This window comes from Bacillus sp. AFS029637, assembly GCF_002584985.1.
Classification (GTDB): domain Bacteria; phylum Bacillota; class Bacilli; order Bacillales; family Bacillaceae_G; genus Bacillus_A.
This window is the reverse complement of record NZ_NUPZ01000016.1, coordinates 55,642-79,174: the sequence shown is the minus strand read 5'-3', so window position 1 is coordinate 79,174 and position 23,533 is coordinate 55,642. Positions and strand designations below refer to the sequence as shown.

20 protein-coding genes, 4 tRNA genes, 1 pseudogene and 1 riboswitch are annotated in these 23,533 nt (G+C 36.8%); of the genes and pseudogenes, 18 read left to right on the top strand and 7 right to left on the bottom strand.

The genetic code is table 11. The features are described 5' to 3' along the window. Positions 1-82 precede the first annotated feature (82 nt). From COE49_RS06950 to COE49_RS06890, 13 genes and pseudogenes are all read left to right on the top strand, one after another. Positions 83-157 (top strand) — tRNA-Gln (locus tag COE49_RS06950). Between the two features lie 5 nt (positions 158-162). Then, positions 163-238, top strand: a tRNA-Lys gene (locus COE49_RS06945). A 5-nt stretch (positions 239-243) separates the two neighbouring features. Beyond that, positions 244-315: transfer RNA gene (locus COE49_RS06940), tRNA-Gly, on the top strand. Between the two features lie 10 nt (positions 316-325). Then, positions 326-398, top strand: a tRNA-Ala gene (locus COE49_RS06935). A gap of 118 nt (positions 399-516) precedes the next feature. Beyond that, entirely contained in the window at positions 517-1,662 is a 1,146-nt protein-coding gene (locus COE49_RS06930; protein WP_098253229.1) for a glycerate kinase, read from the top strand. A 209-nt stretch (positions 1,663-1,871) separates the two neighbouring features. Beyond that, positions 1,872-2,765, top strand: coding sequence for an arginase (gene rocF, locus COE49_RS06925; protein WP_088232784.1), 894 nt, complete (start codon positions 1,872-1,874; stop codon positions 2,763-2,765). Between the two features lie 248 nt (positions 2,766-3,013). Beyond that, on the top strand, positions 3,014-3,835 hold the full coding sequence (gene cdaA, locus COE49_RS06920) for a diadenylate cyclase CdaA (RefSeq protein ID WP_088232785.1): 822 nt from the start codon (positions 3,014-3,016) through the stop codon (positions 3,833-3,835). Continuing rightward, complete coding sequence (locus COE49_RS06915) at positions 3,828-5,279, top strand: CdaR family protein (protein WP_098357381.1); 1,452 nt, start codon at positions 3,828-3,830, stop codon at positions 5,277-5,279. The genes cdaA and COE49_RS06915 overlap by 8 nt, the downstream gene beginning before the upstream one ends. Then, on the top strand, positions 5,272-6,618 hold the full coding sequence (gene glmM / locus COE49_RS06910) for a phosphoglucosamine mutase (protein ID WP_000521487.1): 1,347 nt from the start codon (positions 5,272-5,274) through the stop codon (positions 6,616-6,618). The genes COE49_RS06915 and glmM overlap by 8 nt, the downstream gene beginning before the upstream one ends. Positions 6,619-6,905: 287 nt before the next feature. Continuing rightward, positions 6,906-7,093 (top strand): annotated as a pseudogene (locus tag COE49_RS06905) (hypothetical protein). A 12-nt stretch (positions 7,094-7,105) separates the two neighbouring features. Next, a complete protein-coding gene (gene glmS / locus COE49_RS06900) occupies positions 7,106-8,908 on the top strand; it encodes a glutamine--fructose-6-phosphate transaminase (isomerizing) (RefSeq protein ID WP_088232787.1) in 1,803 nt (600 codons plus the stop codon). 247 nt (positions 8,909-9,155) lie between these two features. Further along, positions 9,156-11,114: a S9 family peptidase gene (locus COE49_RS06895; RefSeq protein WP_098945791.1), complete on the top strand. Its 1,959-nt coding sequence runs from the start codon at positions 9,156-9,158 to the stop codon at positions 11,112-11,114. A 118-nt stretch (positions 11,115-11,232) separates the two neighbouring features. Continuing rightward, on the top strand, positions 11,233-11,799 hold the full coding sequence (locus COE49_RS06890; protein ID WP_098357379.1) for a DUF4256 domain-containing protein: 567 nt from the start codon (positions 11,233-11,235) through the stop codon (positions 11,797-11,799). A 124-nt stretch (positions 11,800-11,923) separates the two neighbouring features. Here COE49_RS06890 and COE49_RS06885 read toward each other — a convergent pair whose 3' ends face one another. The 3 genes from COE49_RS06885 to COE49_RS06875 all read right to left on the bottom strand — a co-directional run bounded on the left by COE49_RS06885 (position 11,924) and on the right by COE49_RS06875 (position 13,732). Beyond that, the gene (locus tag COE49_RS06885) at positions 11,924-12,181 is read right to left on the bottom strand and encodes a hypothetical protein (RefSeq protein ID WP_240522879.1); all 258 of its coding nucleotides are present in this window, start codon (positions 12,179-12,181) and stop codon (positions 11,924-11,926) included. Between the two features lie 142 nt (positions 12,182-12,323). Continuing rightward, positions 12,324-13,241, bottom strand: a complete 918-nt coding sequence (locus COE49_RS06880) for a sigma factor regulator N-terminal domain-containing protein (protein WP_098357378.1) — start codon at positions 13,239-13,241, stop codon at positions 12,324-12,326. Continuing rightward, a complete protein-coding gene (locus COE49_RS06875) occupies positions 13,241-13,732 on the bottom strand; it encodes an RNA polymerase sigma factor (RefSeq protein ID WP_098253236.1) in 492 nt (163 codons plus the stop codon). The genes COE49_RS06880 and COE49_RS06875 overlap by 1 nt, the downstream gene beginning before the upstream one ends. Positions 13,733-14,124: 392 nt before the next feature. On the opposite strand from COE49_RS06875, the gene COE49_RS06870 reads away from it, so the two are divergent. Then, positions 14,125-14,901, top strand: a complete 777-nt coding sequence (locus COE49_RS06870) for an SDR family oxidoreductase (protein WP_141556617.1) — start codon at positions 14,125-14,127, stop codon at positions 14,899-14,901. A 37-nt stretch (positions 14,902-14,938) separates the two neighbouring features. Here COE49_RS06870 and COE49_RS06865 read toward each other — a convergent pair whose 3' ends face one another. The 4 genes from COE49_RS06865 to COE49_RS06850 all read right to left on the bottom strand — a co-directional run bounded on the left by COE49_RS06865 (position 14,939) and on the right by COE49_RS06850 (position 18,635). Continuing rightward, positions 14,939-15,607: a methionine ABC transporter permease gene (locus COE49_RS06865; RefSeq protein ID WP_098945789.1), complete on the bottom strand. Its 669-nt coding sequence runs from the start codon at positions 15,605-15,607 to the stop codon at positions 14,939-14,941. Further along, the gene (locus tag COE49_RS06860) at positions 15,582-16,622 is read right to left on the bottom strand and encodes a methionine ABC transporter ATP-binding protein (protein ID WP_098945788.1); all 1,041 of its coding nucleotides are present in this window, start codon (positions 16,620-16,622) and stop codon (positions 15,582-15,584) included. Before COE49_RS06860 ends, COE49_RS06865 begins: the two co-directional genes overlap by 26 nt. A gap of 12 nt (positions 16,623-16,634) precedes the next feature. After that, entirely contained in the window at positions 16,635-17,447 is an 813-nt protein-coding gene (locus COE49_RS06855) for a MetQ/NlpA family ABC transporter substrate-binding protein (protein ID WP_088232793.1), read from the bottom strand. An 84-nt stretch (positions 17,448-17,531) separates the two neighbouring features. After that, positions 17,532-17,646: riboswitch (SAM riboswitch) on the bottom strand. Positions 17,647-17,726: 80 nt separating this feature from the next. Then, positions 17,727-18,635: an NAD(P)-dependent alcohol dehydrogenase gene (locus tag COE49_RS06850; protein WP_098945787.1), complete on the bottom strand. Its 909-nt coding sequence runs from the start codon at positions 18,633-18,635 to the stop codon at positions 17,727-17,729. Between the two features lie 155 nt (positions 18,636-18,790). Here COE49_RS06850 and COE49_RS06845 point away from each other — a divergent pair, with 155 nt between their 5' ends. From COE49_RS06845 to COE49_RS06830, 4 genes are all read left to right on the top strand, one after another. Continuing rightward, the gene (locus tag COE49_RS06845) at positions 18,791-19,555 is read left to right on the top strand and encodes a hypothetical protein (protein ID WP_098945792.1); all 765 of its coding nucleotides are present in this window, start codon (positions 18,791-18,793) and stop codon (positions 19,553-19,555) included. Between the two features lie 119 nt (positions 19,556-19,674). Then, positions 19,675-21,111 (top strand): FAD-binding oxidoreductase, encoded by a 1,437-nt coding sequence (locus tag COE49_RS06840; RefSeq protein ID WP_098945786.1) that lies wholly within the window; start codon positions 19,675-19,677, stop codon positions 21,109-21,111. Further along, positions 21,108-21,641, top strand: a complete 534-nt coding sequence (locus COE49_RS06835; RefSeq protein WP_088232796.1) for an MFS transporter — start codon at positions 21,108-21,110, stop codon at positions 21,639-21,641. The genes COE49_RS06840 and COE49_RS06835 overlap by 4 nt, the downstream gene beginning before the upstream one ends. 78 nt (positions 21,642-21,719) lie before the next feature. Continuing rightward, the gene (locus COE49_RS06830) at positions 21,720-23,441 is read left to right on the top strand and encodes a DUF3981 domain-containing protein (RefSeq protein ID WP_088232797.1); all 1,722 of its coding nucleotides are present in this window, start codon (positions 21,720-21,722) and stop codon (positions 23,439-23,441) included. Positions 23,442-23,533 lie beyond the last annotated feature (92 nt).

Sequence of the window (23,533 nt, the reverse complement as noted above, 5' to 3'; positions counted from 1 at the left end):
TCTGCCCCCCTCCACCATTTTCTTTAAAATAACCTGAGAGGGTTTATTTTTTTGAAAAGATAACCATACTAGTAAATATTAATGGGCTATAGCCAAGCGGTAAGGCAACGGACTTTGACTCCGTCATGCGCTGGTTCGAATCCAGCTAGCCCAGCCATTTACGAGCCATTAGCTCAGTTGGTAGAGCATCTGACTTTTAATCAGAGGGTCGAAGGTTCGAGTCCTTCATGGCTCACCATTTTTGCGGAAGTAGTTCAGTGGTAGAATACAACCTTGCCAAGGTTGGGGTCGCGGGTTCGAATCCCGTCTTCCGCTTAATTACTAAGGGGCCTTAGCTCAGCTGGGAGAGCGCCTGCCTTGCACGCAGGAGGTCAGCGGTTCGATCCCGCTAGGCTCCATCTAAATAGAAAAAGCTTACATCATATGATGTAAGCTTTTTTTTGTGCTTAAAAAGACAATCTTCATATTTTTCGTTTACAATGAAGAAAACGTAAAAGTAAAGGATGGGGGATAATTGTGAAAGTTGTCATTGCATCTGATTCATATAAAGAGAGCCTAAAAGCTATAGAAGTATGTGAAGCTATTGAAAGAGGTTTTAGAGCAATTTTTCCTAAAGCAGAGTATGTAAACCTACCAATTGGAGATGGAGGAGAAGGAACGGTTGAGTCACTTGTGGATGCTACAGGGGGAAAAATTATATTATTGGATGTGACAGGGCCGCTTAGAGAACGTGTACAAGCTTTTTACGGTATGTCTAAGGACAACAAAACAGCGTTTATTGAAATGGCAGCAGCATCAGGATTACAACACGTCCCGATTGAAAAGAGAAACCCACTTATTACAACGACAAAAGGGACAGGAGAGCTTATATTACATGCGTTAGAACAAGGGGCTGAGCATATTATGTTGGGACTTGGAGGAAGTGCCACAAATGATGGTGGAGCAGGTATGTTGTCAGCGTTGGGAGTCAGGTTTATAAATGGAGAGGGGGAAGTTATAGAACCATCTGGAGGAACGTTGCATTCGATTGCAACAATTGATTTTTCGCGAATGGATTCACGTCTATCACATACAAAGATAGAAGCGGCATGTGATGTAGACAATCCGTTAATTGGAGTAAGGGGAGCGTCTTTCGTATTCGGGGGGCAAAAAGGTGCGACTGTAGAGATGCAAAAAGAGCTGGATGAGAATTTACAGCACTATGCGAATACCCTTAAACGGTATTTATCTTTTGATGTATCTAACATACCTGGTGCAGGAGCAGCGGGAGGAATGGGAGCAGCTGTTAGTGCAGTGCTAAAAGGAAGCTTGCGGAGGGGAATTGAAATTGTATTAGATTATACAAACTTTAATAAGCATATAGAAGATGCGGATTTAATTATAACTGGTGAAGGTAGAATAGATGAACAAACAGCATATGGAAAGGCCCCTGTAGGTGTTGCAGAGCGCGCGAAACATTTTCATATTCCTGTGATTGCTATTGGGGGATCTGTATCCCCGAAGTATTCTGCTGTTTACGAAAAAGGAATTGATGCGGTATTTAGTATTACATCGAGTCCGATGACATTAGAAGAAGCATATAAAGTAGCAGAAGAGAATGTCGAAATAACAGCAAAAAATATTGCAGCAGTGTGGAAAATAGCATCAGAAAAACACTTCTAAATGTAGGAGTGTTTTTTATTATTATCTAATAATAATGATGGTAGTTGTTTCATTAAGTTAACTTTATACATAGAATAGTCTTAAAATTTGGATTTTAAAGCGGATACAAGTGAATAAATTGTATATCCATGCAGAAAAATGTTGAGTTGAGTCAGACTATATAAAAGATTTAAAATATTTAGTGAAGGCATAAAAGGGGGATACTAACTATGAAAAAAGAAATCTCAGTTATTGGAGTTCCAATGGATTTAGGACAGATGCGTCGCGGGGTTGATATGGGACCGAGTGCGATCCGTTATGCAGGGGTAATTGAAAGAATTGAAGAAATTGGATATGACGTTAAAGATATGGGAGATATATGTATAGAGAGAGAAAAAGAAGTAGATGAAAATACAAAGTTAAGAAACCTTACACAAGTTGCAACTGTTTGTAATGAATTAGCAAGTAAGGTGGATCATATTATAGAAGAAGGTCGTTTTCCACTTGTATTAGGTGGTGACCATAGTATTGCTATCGGTACGCTAGCTGGCGTAGCGAAGCATTATAAAAATTTAGGAGTTATTTGGTATGATGCACACGGTGATTTAAATACGGAAGAGACTTCACCGTCTGGAAATATTCACGGTATGTCACTTGCAGCAAGTTTAGGTTATGGACATCCCGCGCTTGTAGACTTATATGGAGCTTATCCAAAGGTGAAAAAAGAGAATGTTGTAATTATCGGTGCACGTGCATTAGATGAAGGAGAAAAAGACTTTATTCGTAATGAGGGTATTAAAGTATTCTCAATGCATGAGATTGACCGTATAGGTATGACGGCTGTTATGGAAGAAACAATTGCGTATTTATCTCATACTGATGGTGTGCACTTATCATTAGATTTAGATGGTCTTGATCCTCATGACGCACCAGGAGTTGGAACGCCAGTAATTGGTGGTCTATCTTATCGTGAAAGCCACTTAGCGATGGAAATGTTAGCGGAAGCTGATATTGTTACATCTGCTGAGTTTGTTGAAGTAAACACAATATTAGATGAGAGAAATAGAACAGCAACAACAGCGGTTGCTTTAATGGGTTCTTTATTCGGTGAAAAACTAAAATAAATGTAAGAAAAGCAACCGAGAGGTTGCTTTTTTTATTTGAAAATAGGCGTATAATAATGATTTAGATTATGCTGTACGATAAGAATGTTTGACATCTTACCAATTTAAACTAAAGGGGGCTGTTTGTAATTGTTGTTTGTTTCATGTATGGTATAATTAACTAGTTGTTGGAAATACATACAGATAGAGCATAAAACAATATTTCAATATATGGATAGAATTGCTCGTAAGTAGGAGGAAGGGTTAGCATGCCTTTTGAAGATACGACCATTTTGAAATATCTTAGTACGGTATTAGATATTGCCGTTGTATGGTTTATTATATATAAGCTAATTCTTATAATCCGAGGGACGAAAGCTGTTCAACTTTTAAAGGGGATTACAGTTATTATTGTCGTTCGGATGATCAGTATTTTCCTTGGATTACATACGCTTTATTGGCTAACCGAACAAGTATTAACGTGGGGATTTTTAGCCGTTATTATTATCTTTCAGCCAGAATTGCGAAGAGCGCTTGAGCAGCTAGGACGTGGGAGTTTATTTTCGCGTGTGGGGACTCATGGAGATGATGAACCTGAAATGGTTGCAACAGCGGTAGCAAAAGCAACGGAATACATGGGAAAACGTAGAATTGGTGCATTAATTACTTTGTCAAAAGAGACCGGTATGGGTGATTATGTGGAAACGGGTATTCCGCTAAATGCAAACGTATCATCGGAACTACTCATTAACATCTTTATTCCAAATACGCCTCTTCATGACGGAGCAGTAATTATGCAAGGTAGTACAATTAAAGCAGCAGCGTGTTATCTTCCATTATCGGAAAGTCCGTTTATTTCTAAGGAGTTAGGGACTAGGCATCGAGCTGCAATGGGAGTTAGTGAAGTTACTGATAGCATTACAGTAGTTGTGTCGGAAGAAACTGGCCAAATTTCTTTGACGAAAAATGGTAAGTTACATCGTGATTTGAAGACAGAACAGCTGAAGGATATGCTGTTAGCTGAATTTAGTGCGAACGAAAAAACGACTTCTTCGTCTTTATGGAATTGGAGGAGAAAGCGTGATGGATAAGTTAATGGAGAATCATTGGTTTTTAAAAGGGATCTCATTACTATTGGCGTGTATGCTTTTTATGTCAGCGACTTTAACTGAAAAAAATACGACATCGGGTATATTACCTTTTGTAAATGAAGCGAAAGAAACATTAACTAATTATGCTATTAACCTTAAGTATGATGAAGAGAAATATATTGTCAGCGGTATTCCATCAGAGGGAGTCAAGGTGAAGTTAGAAGGTCCAAAAGCGGCGGTCGCTACAGCAAAAGCCAAAAACCAATTTGACATACCAGTTGACTTGAGAGACCGTCCAGAGGGAACGTATGAAGTTTCTTTAAAAGCAAATGGGCTTCCAGATGATGTGAAAGGAACAGTTCAACCATCAAAAATTAAGGTCACTCTTCATGAAAAAGCGAAAAAATATGTTCATGTAGATTTGAAATTATCAAATGAAGATCAAATGCCACCAGGTGTTACTCTTGAAAAATCAAATATTAAGCCCGATACTGTTGAGGTAGTGGGAACGAAAGAAGAAATAGAAAGTATTTCATCTGCTAAGGCATATATCGATTTAAAAGGTGTTAATAAAACTGTTACAAAAACAGCGGAAGTTACACTATATAATAAAGAAGGAAAACGTTTAAATGTAAGAACGAATCCATCGAAAATTAGTGTAACGTTGAATGTAGCAACGCAAGCTACAGCAAATAATACTGAAAAAACTGTTCCTGTAACATATACGAAGAAGGGTAGTTTACCAGAAGGATTGGCCGTTACAAATATCAGTGTTGAGCCGAAGGAAGTAACGATAGCGGGTCCAAAAGATGTTTTGGATAATATACAGTCTATAGAGGGGGTCGAAGTAGATCTTAGTCAATTGACAGAGTCTACAACATTCGATACCTCTGTTTTATTGCCGAAGGGTGTAACAAGTGCAAAGCCAAATCAAGTGAAGGTTTCCGTAGGTGTACAAAAAACGAAACAAACGAAAACCAGAACGATTGATGGTATCCCGATTCAAAAAAATGGAGTTTCTAAAGATATTACTGCTCAGCTACTTTCACCACAGGATGGAAAGATAAGCGTTGATATTTCAGGAGAAGCAAGTATAGTAGATAAAATAACAGCTGATCAAATAACAGCGGTAATTAATTTGCAAAATGTATCTCCAGGGACGAAAGATATTTCGATTCAAGTGAGCGGTCCTGGTAATATCTCAATAGAGCCAAAACAAAAAAGTGCTAAGGTCACAATTGTGAAGAAAGAAAAGCCAGATAAAGAAGTACAGGGTGACGGTGAACAAGCGGATTCAAATAATCAACAAGATAATCAAACTGAAAAACCAAAAAATCCTGAACCTGAACCTGATCCAGAAAAGGAAAAAGATAAAGAAACTAGTCAAGAACCAACAGGAGATAATCAAAAAGAGCCAGAAAAAGGAGCGAATCATAATGGGTAAATATTTTGGTACAGATGGAGTACGCGGAGTTGCGAATCAGGAGTTAACACCTGAATTAGCGTTCAAAATTGGACGTTTTGGGGGTTATGTATTAACAAAAGATACAGATCGTCCAAAAGTAATTATTGGCCGTGATACACGTGTATCTGGTCATATGTTAGAAGGGGCTTTAGTAGCAGGTCTATTATCAACTGGAGCAGAAGTAATGCGCCTTGGTGTTATTTCTACGCCAGGTGTTGCTTATTTAACAAAAGCATTAGATGCACAAGCAGGTGTGATGATTTCTGCATCTCATAATCCGGTACAAGATAACGGAATTAAGTTCTTCGGTTCAGACGGTTTTAAATTAACAGATGAGCAAGAAGCAGAAATCGAAGCTTTATTAGACAAAGAGGTTGATGAACTACCACGTCCAACAGGTACGAACCTTGGACAAGTGAGCGATTACTTTGAAGGTGGACAAAAATACTTACAATATATTAAACAAACTGTAGAGGAAGATTTCTCTGGTTTACATATCGCTTTAGATTGCGCACATGGTGCTACGTCTTCTTTAGCTCCATACTTATTTGCAGACTTGGAAGCTGATATTTCAACAATGGGAACTTCACCAAATGGTATGAATATTAACGATGGAGTAGGCTCTACGCATCCAGAAGTATTAGCTGAATTAGTAAAAGAAAAAGGTGCTGACATCGGTCTTGCTTTTGATGGTGATGGCGACCGTTTAATTGCTGTAGATGAAAAAGGAAACATCGTTGATGGCGATCAAATTATGTTTATTTGTGCGAAGTACATGAAAGAAACTGGTCAATTAAAGCATAATACAGTCGTTTCAACAGTTATGAGTAACTTAGGTTTCTATAAAGCACTTGAAGCAAACAATATTACAAGTGATAAAACAGCAGTTGGTGATCGCTACGTAATGGAAGAAATGAAGCGCGGGGGTTACAACCTGGGCGGAGAACAATCAGGTCACATTATCTTACTTGATTACATTACAACTGGTGATGGAATGTTAAGCGCACTTCAACTGGTAAACATCATGAAAATGACGAAAAAGCCATTATCTGAGCTTGCAGGTGAGATGACGAAATTCCCACAATTACTAGTAAACGTTCGTGTAACAGATAAAAAATTAGCATTAGAAAATGAAAAAATTAAAGAAATTATTCGTGTTGTAGAGGAAGAAATGAACGGCGACGGCCGCATTCTTGTTCGTCCATCTGGAACAGAGCCGCTGATTCGTGTAATGGCAGAGGCACCAACACAAGAAGTTTGTGATGCTTATGTACACCGTATTGTAGAAGTTGTGAAGGCTGAAGTTGGCGCTGAATAATTTGCTGAATTTGTTTTAAAAGGAGCACAAGAGGTGCTCCTTTTTCATATGTTTTATAGACAATGAAAAAAAATTTCATTGACGGTTTATATTGTTTGTTATAAGATTGTCTTGTTCTTTTTCTCAAAGTAAATATTGTAAATTATAAAAGCGCCAGAACTACAAGTAGTGTAGTTGACGAGGTGGAGTTTATCGAGATTTCGGCGGATGACTCTCGGTTGTTCATCACAACCGCAAATTTTCACTTAAAACATTAAGGTGACTTAATGGACAAAGGTGAGAGTGTGATGAGAGAAAAGGAACGGATGAAAACTAGCTGTATAAGTATATACGGACTTAAACCCCCAATCGAAAGGAAGGTGAAAGCCGTTACAAGCTTACAGGGCTAGCAATATGTAATCCGTTTTTTAGTATAAATAAAAATGGTATCGGACTATGTCGTTACATGTTCGCAGAGCAGTGTAAGCATTTGTAGCGGCGACTAAACATGTGTGGAATCGTAGGATTTATTGGAGAGCAAGATGCAAAGGAAATTTTATTAAAAGGTTTAGAAAAGCTAGAATATCGTGGATATGATTCAGCTGGTATTGCAGTACAAACAGATAACGGTGTTGTTGTATACAAAGAAAAAGGCCGTATTGCAAAACTTCGTGAAATCGTAGATGAGAACGTAGCGGCAAGTGTGGGAATCGGTCACACACGCTGGGCTACACATGGTGTTCCAAGCAAAGTAAACGCGCATCCGCATCAAAGTACATCAAAGCGCTTTACACTAGTTCATAATGGTGTAATTGAAAACTATGAGTTAGTGAAAAAGGAATATTTACAAGATGTAACGTTCGTAAGTGAAACAGATACAGAGATTATCGTACAACTTATGGAACAACAAGTGAGCACAGGATTAAGTGTAGAAGAAGCGTTCCGTAATACGCTATCTCTTTTACATGGCTCTTATGCAATCGGATTACTTGATGCTGAAAATCCAAACATGATTTATGTTGCTAAAAACAAAAGCCCGCTATTAGTAGGTGTTGGTGACAACTTTAATGTTGTGGCGAGCGACGCTATGGCGATGTTACAAGTTACAGATCAATTTATTGAGTTAATGGATAAAGAAATCGTAATCGTAACGAAAGAAAGCATTACAATTAAAAACTTACAAGGTGAAACGATTGAACGTGCACCGTTTACAGCGGAATTAGACGCAAGTGATATTGAAAAGGGAACATATCCTCATTTCATGCTTAAAGAAATTGATGAGCAACCACTTGTAATCCGTAATATTATTCAAAAGTATCAAGATGAAAATGGCGAAATTGAATTAGATCAAGACATCCGCAATGCGATTTTGGATAGCGATCGTATTTACATCATTGCATGTGGAACGAGTTATCATGCAGGTCTTGTTGGAAAGCAATTTATCGAGAAGTTTGCAAAAATGCCAGTTGAGGTACACGTAGCAAGCGAATTCTCTTACAACATGCCATTATTAACAGAAAGACCATTCTTCATTTACATTTCACAAAGTGGTGAAACAGCTGATAGCCGTGCAGTACTTGTGCAAACAAACGAAATGGGTCATAAAGCATTAACAATTACAAACGTACCTGGTTCTACGCTTTCTCGTGAAGCTGATTATACACTTCCGTTATATGCGGGACCAGAAATTGCAGTTGCATCAACGAAAGCCTACACAGCACAGCTTGCAGTACTTTCAATTTTAGCTGCTGACATTGCAAAAGCGAAAGGTGAAGTTCTTGATTTCGATTTAACACATGAACTAGGACTTGTAGCAAATGCAATGGTAGAACTTTGTGATCAAAAAGAAGAAATGGACGCATTAGCAAAACAATTTTTAGCAACAACGCGTAACTGCTTCTTCATCGGACGTAGCGTAGACTTCTATGTAGGATTAGAAGGTGCGTTAAAACTAAAAGAAATTTCTTACATCCAAGCAGAAGGATTTGCTGGGGGAGAATTAAAACACGGTACAATCGCTTTAATCGAAAATGGTACACCAGTTATCGCCCTTGCTACACAAGAGCACGTAAACCTTGGAATTCGTGGTAACGTGAAAGAGGTAGTAGCACGCGGAGCTAACCCATGTATCATCTCAATGAAAGGCTTAGAAATGGAAGGAGACAGCTTCGTATTACCAGCTGTACACGAAGCACTAGCACCGCTAGTAGCGGTTATTCCATTACAACTTATCTCATACTACGCAGCACTTCACCGCGAGTGTGACGTTGATAAGCCACGTAACTTAGCTAAATCTGTTACGGTTGAGTAGGATCTTGGTAGATTTGAAATAAAGATGCAATATTTTACCCCTTTAGATATAGCTATCTAAAGGGGTATTTTTGTGTTAAAAAGAACATCTAAAATCGATAGGAGAAAGTCAGGCTGCCCGTACTCCACTAAAGTATTACTTTTATTTATCTGAATTTTCCGTTATCATTTTAAGTATTCGTGAACAATTTCCTTTATTACGACAAGAAGAGACGAGAGATTATTAGGCATTACGAGGGGGCTTATTAATGCAAATAAATAAAAAAAAATACTTAAGTATAGAAGAGATTATTTCATTACCAACCTTATCAAGTACAAACATAAGCGATGATGGCAAGAACGTAGCATTTGTTAAGAAGGCAGCTAACTGGAAAGACAATACGTATAGAAATCATGTATGGATATATGAAAAAGATAAGGGCCAGAGTTACCCGCTAACAAATGTGGATATAGATAGTACATGCCCGTTATGGTCTCCAAACTCTAGGGATATTGCATACCTTAGCCCTGTTGGTAATGGAAAAAATCAGATCTTTATTAAATCAATAGATGGTTATGGCGGGGTGCAAATTACTGATGAGGAAGAAGGGATCAGTACATTCAAATGGGAGCCTACTGGTAAAGGTTTTTATTATGTTACGCAGTCAAAAGAAGGTGAGGAGATAAAGAAACGTAAGGAACGATATGGAGATTTCCAACATGTAGGTAAGGAACATCAGAATAATTGTTTATATTACATTGAAATAGAAAAAGTGATACAAAATGATAAAGAGGAACGAGAGATTAGCGGTGGTTATCCATTAACTGATGGGAAAGATTTTTATATCCATGGATTTGATATTTCAAATGATGGGACAAAGGTTGTATTTATGGCTACACCAAGCCCGAGCGATCATATGAATGGTGATCTATATATATTAGATGTTGCAGCTGGGGAACTACAAAAGATGAATGTAGACAAGTTGTTGGGAGGTAGCGTTTGTTTTTCTCCTGAAGGCAGTAAAATATGTTATGCAGCGAGTATAAGGGAGAAGGATTACTATAGAAACCATATACAAGACAGTACATTAGAAATATATGATATGAATAATGGAGAGGTAATTCAGCCTCTAACAGGTTTTGATAGCACAGTTATGCCATTACAATGGACAGCTAGAGGAATTTTAATTAGATGGCAAGATAAAACGAATTATCGTATTGGATTACTAGCTGAAGATGGCACTGTGGAAGCATTAAGCGACAAAGTAGATGGCTTTATAATAGATGCCTCTATAACAAAGGATGGAAATCATATAACCTATAATAAGGCTATAACAAATGAAACCTTTGAAATCTATTTGGCCGATGAAAAAATAACGAATGAAAATAGCTTTTTTGAAGGGAAGCTTAAAAGTAACAGGGAAATCATCTCATGGAAAAGTTGTGATGGTCTTGAAATAGAGGGTGTTTTATCAACCCCAGTAGCGTTTGACGCAAATAAAAAATATCCTTTATTAGTAGTAATTCACGGCGGTCCGGCTTGGGCATCCTTTCCGATATTTTCAGACTGCTTCAATGAGAAATATCCGATTGAACAGTTTGTTGAAAAAGGCTTTATCGTTTTAGAACCAAACTACAGGGGAAGTTCTGGTTATGGTAATGAATTTTTAAAAGCAAACTATAAAAAACAAGGATTTGCTGACTATGATGATGTTATATCAGGGGTGGATAAGCTAGTTGATCAAGGGATGGTAGATAAAGATAGAGTAGGAGTTATGGGATGGAGTAACGGGGGATATATATCGGCTTTCTGTTCTACATTTAGTAGCAGATTTAAGGCAATTTCAGTTGGGGGCGGAATTACGAACTGGAGTACTCATTACGTAAATACAGATATCCCTTACTTTATTAGGATGCATTTAGGAAATACTCCATGGAATGATCCAGAGATATATATGAAAACATCACCAATGACGTATATTAAATCAGCCTGTACGCCTACGTTAATCCAACATGGAGAAAAGGATGCAAGAATTCCAGTTACAAATGCATATGACTTATATCAAGGATTAATGGATATGGAAGTTGATACAGAATTAATTATATTTAAAGGAATGGCATATAGTCCTGATCAGCCGGGAATGAATGTAGCTATTATGAAGCAGAATTTGATGTGGTTTTCACACTATATTCTTGGGGAAAGTATGGAGGATTTTAGTACTATATAATGGATATACGTACAAGGATTTTTCGTTGTGCAATCGGGCCAGATTGTTGTAAACTGCATTTAAACCATTATTGAGAAGATTTAAATGAGTATAAGGAAACGTAATTCGGAGGACTAATATGACAGAGAATAAAAATGTATTACCAGTAGAACAGCGTGAAGAACTATTAAAAGTATTACAAGCTCGTTTTGAGAAAAACATGAACCGCCATGAAGGTCTTGAATGGGCTAAAGTTGAGGTAAAGCTGAATGCTACCCCTGAAAAGTTATGGTCACTTAACGAAATGGAAGTAACGGGCGGTGAACCGGATGTTGTTGGGTATGACAAAGAGAAGGACGAGTATATTTTCTGCGATTGCTCAAAGGAGAGCCCTAAAGGCCGCAGAAGCCTTTGTTATGATCTTGAAGCGTTAGAAGCAAGAAAGAAGCATAAACCAGAAAATAACGCTATTGATGTGGCAGCCGCTATGGGTATTGAACTATTAACTGAAGAACAATATCGAGAGTTACAACAACTTGGAGATTTTGATATGAAATCATCAAGTTGGGTACAAACACCTTCCGATATTAGAGAACTTGGTGGTGCTCTATTTTGCGATTACCGCTTCGGACACGTTTTCGTGTATCACAATGGAGCAGATTCCTATTATGCTGCTAGAGGATTTCGTGGTTCTTTAAGGGTGTAAGGTGTATTTACATAAGAAAGGAGTCTACATGTGGTGATCACTAAATGCAGACTCTTTTTTTCATGTCGTTATCTCGTAGGTGGTTTCTCAAATGATGGATTAGATTCGATGGAGTTGTTTGGAGTTACTGTTTTGTTCTATCCATAGGTGTGGCATTTTTGAAATCATCTTCTGTGTAAAGGCCCCCGGTTTCTTCATACACTGAATCTTTACTTTGAATATAGTTTTTTGGTTTGGAAGGTTCGTCTGGATTCATTATTGTTACTGGAGTTTCAGGGTCTTCTGAAGCCTTTGTTTCTTGTAATGGTAGTGACGTAGAGAATATTGAAAATAGGACAATAGAAAAGAGACATACATTTTTACTAATAAAAAATTTAAACATAATAGCCTCCTTAACTTGATAAGATAATTATATCATCAATTCGATTCAATTGATAATTATTATCAATTGAAGGTAAGGTTGAACTTTATATTTTGGAGTAAATAAGAAAAGAGCCTGCATTCAGGCTCTTTTCTTGTAATTATTATTTCTCTGGCTTTATATAAGGAACAACTTGCGCAGTCACCCCTACAGAAGCACCGCGAATAAAGTCTTGGTTTTCTAATGCCTTAAAGTTTTCCGTTTTGCCTGTTAGCATAACACCTAAAATTTTCACTTGATCGAATGGTTTGTTTTTGTTTGCTTTTAAAAATTTCTGGATATCTTCGTCATGTCCATCGTCATCGTATTGGTTAAGTGAATCAATGAACTCTTTGTACGCTTCTTCAGGAGACGTGTCTGGATTGAATCCGTAAACGGGCATACCGGCAGGTCCTTTACTTTCATCTCCAATGGGTGAGGTCATATATAGCCATACGATATTTAAGTTATCTGGTATTTTTGTTTGAACCTCTTTTAATGTATAGGGTTGATTGAAAGAGATGGCAACTTCGGCAACATAGTTGTTCATTTGTGAAACTTCACCTAATTCATTTTGGACACCATCATGATAATCTTTAATATTCGGGTTATAAAATGTCGCGAATTTATTCTTTGTTTGTTTATCGTACTCATAAAATTCTGCATTGGACCTGGACCAATAAAAACCAGGCGTTAACTCATTGAAGTCAATATGAGTCAGGAACCAACCATAAGAGCTTGTTAATGTGTTCCATGGGACTACATAACCGTTAACATTTTTGGAACGGTTTGATATAATATTGCCGCCAAACATAGAGGAATTACTCGTTACTTGAGAATCAATTTGCACATTCGGTTCTGCAATTGCATTATGTAAAAAGAGATTTTCGTGAAGCTTCGTAGAGCTTTTCGCTGCGAAGTAATTGCCAACCTTGTACATTATAGGGACCAGCATGATTACAACGATAATAGAAGTAATGATGATTTTAAGTAACTGTTTCCTTTTAGCTTTTTTTAATGCATCTTTTAAAGAAGTATCCATTAAGGTTTTCCTCCTACTGTAGAATGGATTGTTTTACGTGCACGATGTAATTTTTGTTTAACACTGTTCACTTGAATATCTAGTATTAGGGCGATTTCTTCATATGAAAAATCATAATAATATTTTAAAAAGAAGGCTTCTTTATATTCTAGTTTTATATCTTTTAATAAATAGAAAATCTCATCTTTATTTAAAACAGCATCCAATTTTCGGTCTGTATATTGTAGTTTTGAATAAATCTCTTCAGTTAAATAGATGTTTTGCTGCTCTTTTTTTCTCTTCAAGTCAATGTATTCATTTAATGCGACCCTAAAAAACCATGGTCGTATGTTACTCTCGGTTAGGTCATCTAGCAACGTATATACTTTATAGAAAGTATTTTGGATGATGTCTTCTGCATCTTCTTTTATAGCCCCTTTCGCTAATAATAGTTTGAACACTTCCTCTCCTAAATTGATAAGATAGGAGGTCAATATATTTTCTTTTCCCATCATTTTTCCTCCCTACACTTATACAACGAATAGGTAATAGTAAATGTATACACTTAAATTCAAATTCGTTATTAACTACGGTTTATAGTACATGATACCTTATGAATAGGAGTAATTATTTCGTTTTTTGAAATATTAAATCTTTAATGTTAAAATAAAATTTGGAGATATATGGAGAGGGGATAAGGACTCAATATGTGGATGAACTTGTAATGATTCGAAAGTAGATAGATGAATTTTTCTCTCATAAGTGAGAGTTTATTTAGCTATCTGTAAATCATGCAAGGACTGCATATTTGGCTTGTACATCCCTTTTGTAAGGACAGATGCCTATGTGGGGAAAGTTTATATCTCTTATATAAAATATGCGTCCTTTAAACTTGGAGGAGTATATGATGAACCAATTAAAAAATAAAGTAGCAGTTGTTACAGGTGTAAGTCGTCTAGAAGGTATAGGAGCAGCGATTTGTAAAGAATTAGCTGAGGCAGGATATGATATCTTTTTTACGTATTGGACAGAGTATGATAAAGAGATGCCTTGGGGCGTTGAGCAAAACGAACAAATACAATTAAAAGAAGAGTTACTAAAAAACGGTGTCAAAGTATCGAGTATGGAGTTAGATTTAACTCAGAATGATGCACCGAAAGAGCTTATAAATAATGTTACTGAACAACTGGGATACCCACATATATTAATTAATAATGCAGCGTACTCTACGAATAATGATTTCTCTAATTTGACTGCTGAAGAATTGGATAGGCATTATATGGTGAATATTCGTGCGACTACATTGCTCAGTAGTCAATTTGCCCGAGGATTTGATAAAAAATCTGGTGGTAGAATTGTGAATATGACTTCGGGGCAATTTCAAGGGCCTATGGTTGGAGAATTGGCGTATGCAACAACGAAGGGAGCTATTGACGCTCTTACTAGTTCGTTGTCAGCTGAGGTAGCTCATTTAGGAATAACAGTGAATGCGATTAATCCAGGTTCAACCGATACAGGCTGGATGACTGAAGAGATAAAGCAAGGTTTAAAACCAATGTTTCCTTTCGGTAGAATTGGTGAACCAAAGGATGCAGCAAGGCTTATTAAGTTTTTAGTAAGCGAAGAAGCAGAGTGGATTACTGGACAAGTTATTCATTCAGAAGGTGGATTTAAAAGATAAAAAGAAGGTATCTCACCTTGGTGAGATACCTTCTTTTTTAATCTTTTTTCAATCTTCGTGCAACACCATTCCCTAAAGACTGTAATCCTTGAACGAGGATGATCAGAATAAAGACGGTTGCATACATTACTTCAGGTTCGTAGCGTAAATGTCCGAAGCGATATGCTAAGTCCCCTAGCCCGCCAGCACCTACAAGTCCAGCCATTGCTGTCGCGCCAATTAAGCCGATTGTTGCAATTGTTAATCCAAGTACAAGAGATGGACGGGCTTCTTTCACCATAACGTGCCAAATGATTTTTATAGTAGAAACCCCCATCGCCTGATAAGCTTCAATGACGCCGCGATCTACTTCTAGTAAAGCTGTCTCCATTAAACGTGCAATATAAGGGGCTGTGAAGACAACAAGCGGTACGATAACACCTTTTACGCCAATGGATGTTCCCATTAGAAACTTTGTGAAAGGTAAAATAAAGAATAATAGAATGATAAATGGAAGAGAGCGAATGACATTAATAACCGTATTAAGAATAGGATAGATGATTTTACTTTCATGCTGTCCACCAGGTCTCGTTAAAACAAGTGTAACACCAAGTGGCAGTGCAATAAGGATCGAGATGAGTAATGAAATAGATGTCATTTGAAATGTTTGGATTGTTGCTTCCCATATGACGTTACCCCATTCATCCAAAAAGGACTTGTTTTCCATAGTCTGTTCTACCTCCTTCTACGATGATTCCTTGCTCTTGTAAAAATGATAAAGCACGGTGTACTTCGTTTTCTTCCCCTTGCATATGAACGACAAGTCTCCCATATGCCTCATGTTTTAACTGTGTAATATTACCGGACAAAATATTCGGATATACTTGGAAACGTTTTGTAGCGACAGCTAATGCTGGCTCTCCTGAAGCATTTCCTATAAAAGAAAGAGTTACAATCTCACCAGTAGTTTGTAGTTCTTTTTGTACTTCCTCTGGAATTTTCGCTGCAAATGCGCTATTTACAAATTTCTTCGTCGTTACATGTTGTGGGTTTGTGAAAATATCTTTCACAGTCCCGCTTTCGACTACAGATCCGTGTTCCATAACGGCAACGCGATCACATATACGCTGGATGACATTCATTTCATGTGTAATGAGTAAAATCGTAATCCCAATTTCTTCGTTAATCTTTAATAGCAAATCAAGAATGGAATCGGTTGTTTCTGGATCTAATGCACTCGTTGCTTCATCACTTAATAAAACTTCAGGTTCATGTGATAGTGCACGAGCAATCGCAACACGCTGTTTCTGGCCACCAGAAAGCTCACTTGGATATGCATCTTTTCGATTAAAAAGATCGACAATGCGTAAATACTTTTCTACTCTTTTTTCAATTTCCACCTTTGGAATACCAGCAAGGCGTAACGGTAATGCGATATTTTCATAAACGGTAACAGTTTTAAGTAAATTGAATCCTTGAAAAATCATCCCGATTTTTTGTCTCGCTTTTGCTAGTTCTTTTGTCGATAAAGTTGTTAAGTCTTGATTGTTAACAATGATATGTCCTGTCGTTGGTTTTTCTAATAAATTTACACAGCGAATTAATGTACTTTTACCAGCGCCGCTATAGCCGATGATTCCAAATACTTCGCCCTTTGCCACTTTAAGAGAAGTTGATTTAAGAGCTTCGACATTCCCTTTTTTTGTTGAAAATACTTTGGAAATATTTTTCAATTCGATCATTATAGTCAGCTCCTACCAAGACGGTAAAACAGAACCATCAAATTTTTTCTCGATAAATTCTTTTACTTCTTTAGATTGATAAGCTTTCTTTAATTTGTTTACGACAGCATCATCTTTATTTTCAGTACGAACAACGACCCAGTTCACATATGGTGAATCTTTTCCCTCGCGGAAAATAGAATCTTTCGCTGGACTTAATTTTGCACCTAATGCAAAGTTTGTATTGATTGCAGCTGCTTTCACTTCACTTAGTTGTGTTGGTAATTGAGATGCCTCTAATTCAACAATCTTTAATTTTTTTGGATTTTCAATTACATCTTTTGCAGTTGCTTTTTCTGTAGCCTTTGGATCAACCTTTAAAACCCCTGCTTTTTCGAACAGTTTTAAAGCTCGAAGTTCATTCGTCGGATCGTTTGGTACAGCAATCGCATCGCCCTCTTTTAATTCCTTTATATCTTTTAAGCTTTTAGAATATACACCCATAGGGAATGTTACTGTTGAAAATACTTCCGTTAATTTCATATTGCGTTCGGCTTTAAATACATCTAAATACGATTTCGTTTGATAGCTATTTACATCAAGGCTTTTTTCATCTAAAGATACGTTCGGTGCTACATAATCATTAAATACTTTTACATCAATTTCGAGACCATCTTTTGCTGCAACTTCTTTTACCTTTTCAAAAATTTGTTCATGTGGTCCGCCTGTTACACCGACAGTAATCTTTTTCTCATCTAATGCCTTAACTTCTTTATCAGAGCTGGCGCTACATGCGCCTAATAATAGTACTGCTCCGCTTACAATGCTTAGTAATACTTTCTTCATCTATAATTCCCCCTTAATATACGTTCCAAAATAAAAAGCACCTCTCAAAATAAGAGAGGTGCCGAATAGACAAAATAGGTTCCTCTCTTATCTTCCAAAACGAAAACTCGTTTTGCAGGAATTAGCACCTTAGCTTATACGTTATAAGCTCGGTTGCCGGGCATCATCGGGCCAGTCCCTCCGCCACTCTTGATAAGAGTATGTGTATGTAGTTTTTTAATATGGTACTAATAGTAAATCTTACAAAAAGAATTGTCAACAATATTTTCAGAATATATTTTATTTTAAGGTAATCGAAACGTTTCCTTTTTTTCGTCCTGTTTCTACGTACATATGGGCCTGTGAAATGTCTTCTAACGGGTAAGTTCTATCAATAACGGGCTTTAAATTTTCTGTTTCAGTTAGTTTTTTTAATAGAAACATATCTTCTTTACTTACCTTTGCCATCATGCCATTAACAGATACATATACACCAGTAGGCGTTAATGCCTTTTTTCCAAGGGATCTTTTATGTTTTCCAACAGCATCAAATATAATATCATAGTATTCACCCTGCTTCGTAAAATCTTCTTTCGTATAATCGATTACTTTATCAGCCCCTAAAGATTGCACTAGTTCAAAATTTGAATTGCTACAAACAGCCGTAACGGTTGCACCGAAATATTTAGCAAGTTGTACGGCAGCTGTTCCTACGGATCCAGATGCGCCGTATATGAGCACTTGTTGCCCTCTTTTTATACGGGCCTTTCTTAGGAAGTGTAATGCCGAAGTTCCGCCAAAGGGAATAACTGCGGCTTCTTCATACGTCACATTGGTAGGTTTTAATGCTACTAATCCACTTTCATGTACACATGTATATTCTGCATAACCACCAACATTAAGCTCTGTTAATGCAAAAACTTGGTCTCCTTTTTTAAATAGAGTTACATCCGTTCCTACTTCTTCGATTTCCCCGGACAATTCTACGCCAAGTATAGGTTTTCTCGGTTTTTTAAAACCTAATATAATCCGCATAGGAATCCAAAATAAGGGTGGGCTATTAAAACCGCGTATTCTACAATCTCCAGTTGTTACACTTGTTGCGTGAATTTTTACTAATACTTCATTTTTTTTAGGTGTAGGTTTTTTTACATGTTGGAGCTTGAGAACATTAGGTGGTCCGTACTTTGTGCAAATAATCGCTTTCATAATGACCTCCTGAATTTAGTTGTTTTCTTTACATCATATTTGAAATTCTCCTCAAACATGTTGTTATATAGTGAATAAATTTAAGGAGAAATATTACGAATTATATGGATTTCGTAGGAAAAGGGATGATATTATTTTGGGAAGGAGGGGACGTTATGAAGAAACTTATTTTAATTTCAAGCTTAGTACTTGCAGTCGGTCTAGGTGCAGGGTGTAGTAATGAAAAAACGACAAAAACTGATGAACCGAAGAAAGAATCGGTACAAAAAGAAAAGGAATTAGCAGCGAAGGATGTTTTTAAGAAAGCAAATGAAGCTTTTAAAAATGAAGAAAATGTAACGATGACATATGATGTAGGGATAAAAGCTGAAGGAACAGAGATGAGTGTAATGAAGGCGAAAATGCAATTAGAGCCGAAGAAAAAGAATTCTCGTTCTGAAATGAATGTTTCTGGTACAGATATTGTAGTTTATACTGTGGATGGTAAAGTTGCTGGTCAGGTGAAAAACCCTAGTACAGGAGAAGTTATCTCTGTACCGGAGGAGCAATTAAATGCTAGCGGAATGAAAGCAACGCAAGATATTGTAGATAATTTAGAAGTGCCAGCAGTAGTTTTAGATAAAATGAAGATGGAGAAAAGCGGAGACAAATATAAACTGAAGTTCATATTAAAAGGGCAAGAAACAGAGAGTATGTTAGCTGGCATGGATGAAATGCAGAAGAAAGCGCTACAAGCACAAAACGCAAAGATAGAAGAAGTGAATGCAGAATATATTATTACAAAAGACTTTAAATATGAATCAGCAAAGATAGATATGATTATGAGTAGCGGTGGTACAGATAAAGCACACATTACGACTGATGCGAAATTTACATCGTACGAAAAGTTTGAGCCGATACAGTTGCCAGCAGCAAAGTGATAGTCTTGATGAGGGAGGGACCTGAAATAAGTGGGCTCTCTCTTTTTTTGTAAATACTTTCTTCTTAGGAAAATAGGTGCAATATGAAGGGGAAGAATGTTAGAAGAGGAGAGTGCCATTTGAAAAAAAGAAAGATAGTAGTTGTCATTATAGCGTATATGGTGCTGTTAACAGCATCTATACATACATATAAAAAACAACTTAATCATCCTATTATGAGTGATGTAGGTAAATTGCTTCCGACAAAAATAAAACGAGTTGAAAGTGCTACCGATGAACATTCGTTAATAAAATTAGTGCAAGATGCAAAGGTTTCAGGAGAGAAGATTTCCATTGCAGGTATGCAACATAGCCAAGGCGGACAGACGTATTATCCGAACGGTACGATGCTTGATATGAAAGGATATAACGAAATATTAGAGTTTGATCCGGAGAAAAAGAGGATTAGGGTACAAAGCGGTGTTACATGGAATGATATTCAAAAGAAAATAAATCCATATGGTCTTGCGGTTCAAGTGATGCAGTCGCAAAATATTTTTACGGTTGGAGGTTCATTAAGTGTTAATGTACATGGTCGTGATATTCGTCATGAAGCATTGATTGATACAGTTGAATCATTTCGACTATTAATGGCAGATGGTACTGTACGTAATGTAAGTAGAGAAGAGAATGCGGATTTATTTCCCTATGTTATCGGTGGTTATGGGCTATTTGGTGTCATTTTAGATGTGACGCTGAAATTAACAGATGATGAATTATATGAAATGCATACGAGAATGATAGATTATAAAGAATATACGACGTATTTCAAAGAGAAGGTAAGAAAAGATGAAAATGTTCGTATGCACTTAGCACGTATTTCTGTCGCTCCACATTCATTTTTAAGAGAAATGTATGTGACAGATTATGTATTGGCAGAAAATCAACAGAGGCTGGAAGAGTACAGTAAATTAAAAGAAGAAAATATTATAGCAGCACCGAAATTTTTGCTTGGGTTATCACGTTATAGTGATTGGGGAAAGAATACATTTTGGGATATACAAAGAAGTTATTTTGAACGTACAGATGGACAGTTTGAGACGCGGAATAATGTGATGAGATCAGATAGTGCTTTTATGGAATATGAAAATCCGAACCTTACAGAAGTGTTACAAGAATACTTTGTTCCTATAGGCTCCTTCACGGAATATATAGATGATTTACGTACCGTATTAAGTGAAGAGGAACTGAATTTACTCAATATTACGATCCGTTACGTGGAAAAGAATGAAAATGCAGTTTTATCCTATGCGAAAGATGATATGTTTGCGTTAGTTCTTTTAATTAATCAAGGGCGCTCTGAAGATGAAATAAAGAAAACAGAGGGTGTCATTCGAAAAATGATTGATGTTACATTAAAGCATAACGGTAGTTATTATTTGCCGTATTATTCTTATCCAACGAAAGAGCAGTTAAGGAGGGCATATCCTCGTATAGAAGAATTCCTTCAGAAGAAGAAGGACGTAGATCCAGAAGAGAGATTTATGAATTTATTTTATAGGGAGTATAAGAAATGACATATAGAAGATTTGTAGCCTCACAAAGTATCATTATGATGGCAGGAAGTATGGTATTTCCTTTTTACATTCTATTGCTTCGGAATGTCGGGAACAGCTTCTCACAGTTTGGATGGGCTTATGGCTTATTTGCTTTAACTGCAGCGCTTGTATATCCGTTAGTAGGAAAGGTGTCTGATAGAGTAGGCGATAGAAAATTATTAATCATATATGCTTGGTCTATGGCGATATTAATGCTTTGTTTCCCTATTGCCAGTGAAGTTTGGCATGTGTATATTCTTCAAATTGTAATGGGGATTTTAGGTGCCGTGCAGCGTAATACAGAGAAAACGTCGCTAGCAAGAAAGGTTGCACAGGAAAAGGCTGGTTATGAGATTGGGAAATATCATGTGTGGACATCAATTGGAGGCGCAATAGCAATTATTGCAACGGGGTATTTAGTAGACTTCTTTACAATTGGTACGATTTTTTATATTGCATCCATCTTATATGTAGTGAGTGGAGTTGTATTAAGTAGTAAAAAAGCATAATCATTCCCATTTTTACCTTATTAACCTTTATTTGTTATACTGAAAGGGAAAACAAAAGAAAAGGGGACATTGCCTTTGATGAAATTTTTAGTTTTAGCTATTCTCACTTTGTTTTTGATTCCATGGACACGAGGCGGTAGTAATAAACTTCGAGCGGTGGATAAGAAAGGGGATGAGAAGGTTGTAAAGGGTAAGAAATCATCTATTTTAGTTATTCCTATTTTATTTTGGATCGGTATAGCAATCTATGAATACCTTTGGCTAATTGATGATCGAGTAGATTCGATTCTTACTCATTATTCTGTTGCAGTAGCAATTTTAATTGGGCTTGTTTTATTTTCACAAGAGAAGGTAGGTAAGCTAGAGGGGACATTAAAAGGACTTCTCATGTTTGTTTTACTCGCAAGTTACGGCTATTTTGGTTATTTGCATGATATAGTAATCACGCAAAAGAAGTATGATTCTGTTGTTAAGGTAGAGAAAGAGATTTCAGAGCCATTTACTGAAAATGATCAGCCGTTTACAGTTCCGCCAAAAACTGCGGAGAATAAGATGAAAAAAGTATTTGGGGATATTCCGAAAGTTGCTTATTTTGAACTAGGAGAATTAACGCCACAAATGGTAGATGGCGAGGCTTTATATGTAGCGCCAATTGAAGTCTCAGGATTTTTTAAAGCGCGTAAAGCTGAGACGATTCCAGGGTACGTAACGATGTCAGGTACGAATCCTGATGCGGAAGCGAAACTGCATCTCGGTTATAAAATGAAGTATGTACCAAGCATGTTTTTCGGTAATAAATTAGAGCGTGTTGTACGACAAGCAGAACCAAATTTAATCTTTAAAGGGAAACCTAAATTCGAAGTTGACGATAAAGGAAAACCGTATTACACAATGACGTATGGTGAATTTATTTCAGGAAGATCAGGATTTGAGGTAGAGGGTGTTGTAGTAGTAGATGCACAAACAGGTGAGGTAAAAAGATACGATAAAGGAAAGGCACCTAAATTTGTTGATGGCGTATTAAATCACGAGACCGCATCTACGTTAAATACGTACTTCGGTAAATATATTCACGGATTTTGGAATACAAAATTCTCGCAAACTGATATGAAGATTCCAACTGAGTGGGGGACGAAAGAAGGAGTTACACCAATCTTCGGTAAGGATGGAACTCTATATTACTTTACCGATTTTACTTCTCCAAAAGAAGGAGTAGATTCTGCGTTAGGTTACTCACTTATTGATGCGCGTACAGGTAAGCTGTATTATTATAACGGAAAAGAAGTAAAAGGAATTATGGATGGTTCAGCCGCTTCAGAAGTAGTGGATAATTCCTTTAAAAGAGAGAAGTGGCATGGAACGATGCCGGTTATTTATAACGTGTATGGAAAACCTTCTTGGATTGTACCTGTTATTGATGACGGAGGATTAGTACGTGCTCATACTGTCATATATGCTTCTAATGCGAAAGTATTTGCAACAGGTTCGACGCAAAAAGAAGCACTGGAGAATTATAAAAATGCGCTGAGCGGAAGTGGAGATTCATTTAGACCGACTTCAAATGGAAAAGAAGCGCAAAAAGAAGGTATTGTACAACGAGTATATAAAGAAAAATCAGGTGAAAATACAATCGTGTACGTACTGTTAGAAAATGAACAAAAAGTATTTATGATACCTGTGAAGAAATTCCCATATGCTATGTTTACAGAAGTGGGAGATCCAATTCAAATCACATATTTAGATACAGGAGAGACTATGTCTTCCGTATCTAAATTTACGAATAGTAATTTGAAAAAGTAAAGCGATAGAATCTCTATCGCTTTTTTTTTACGGTATGAAACAGGAAAATGTACTATACTTGACGTATGTTTATGTTGTAACTATAATTGTTA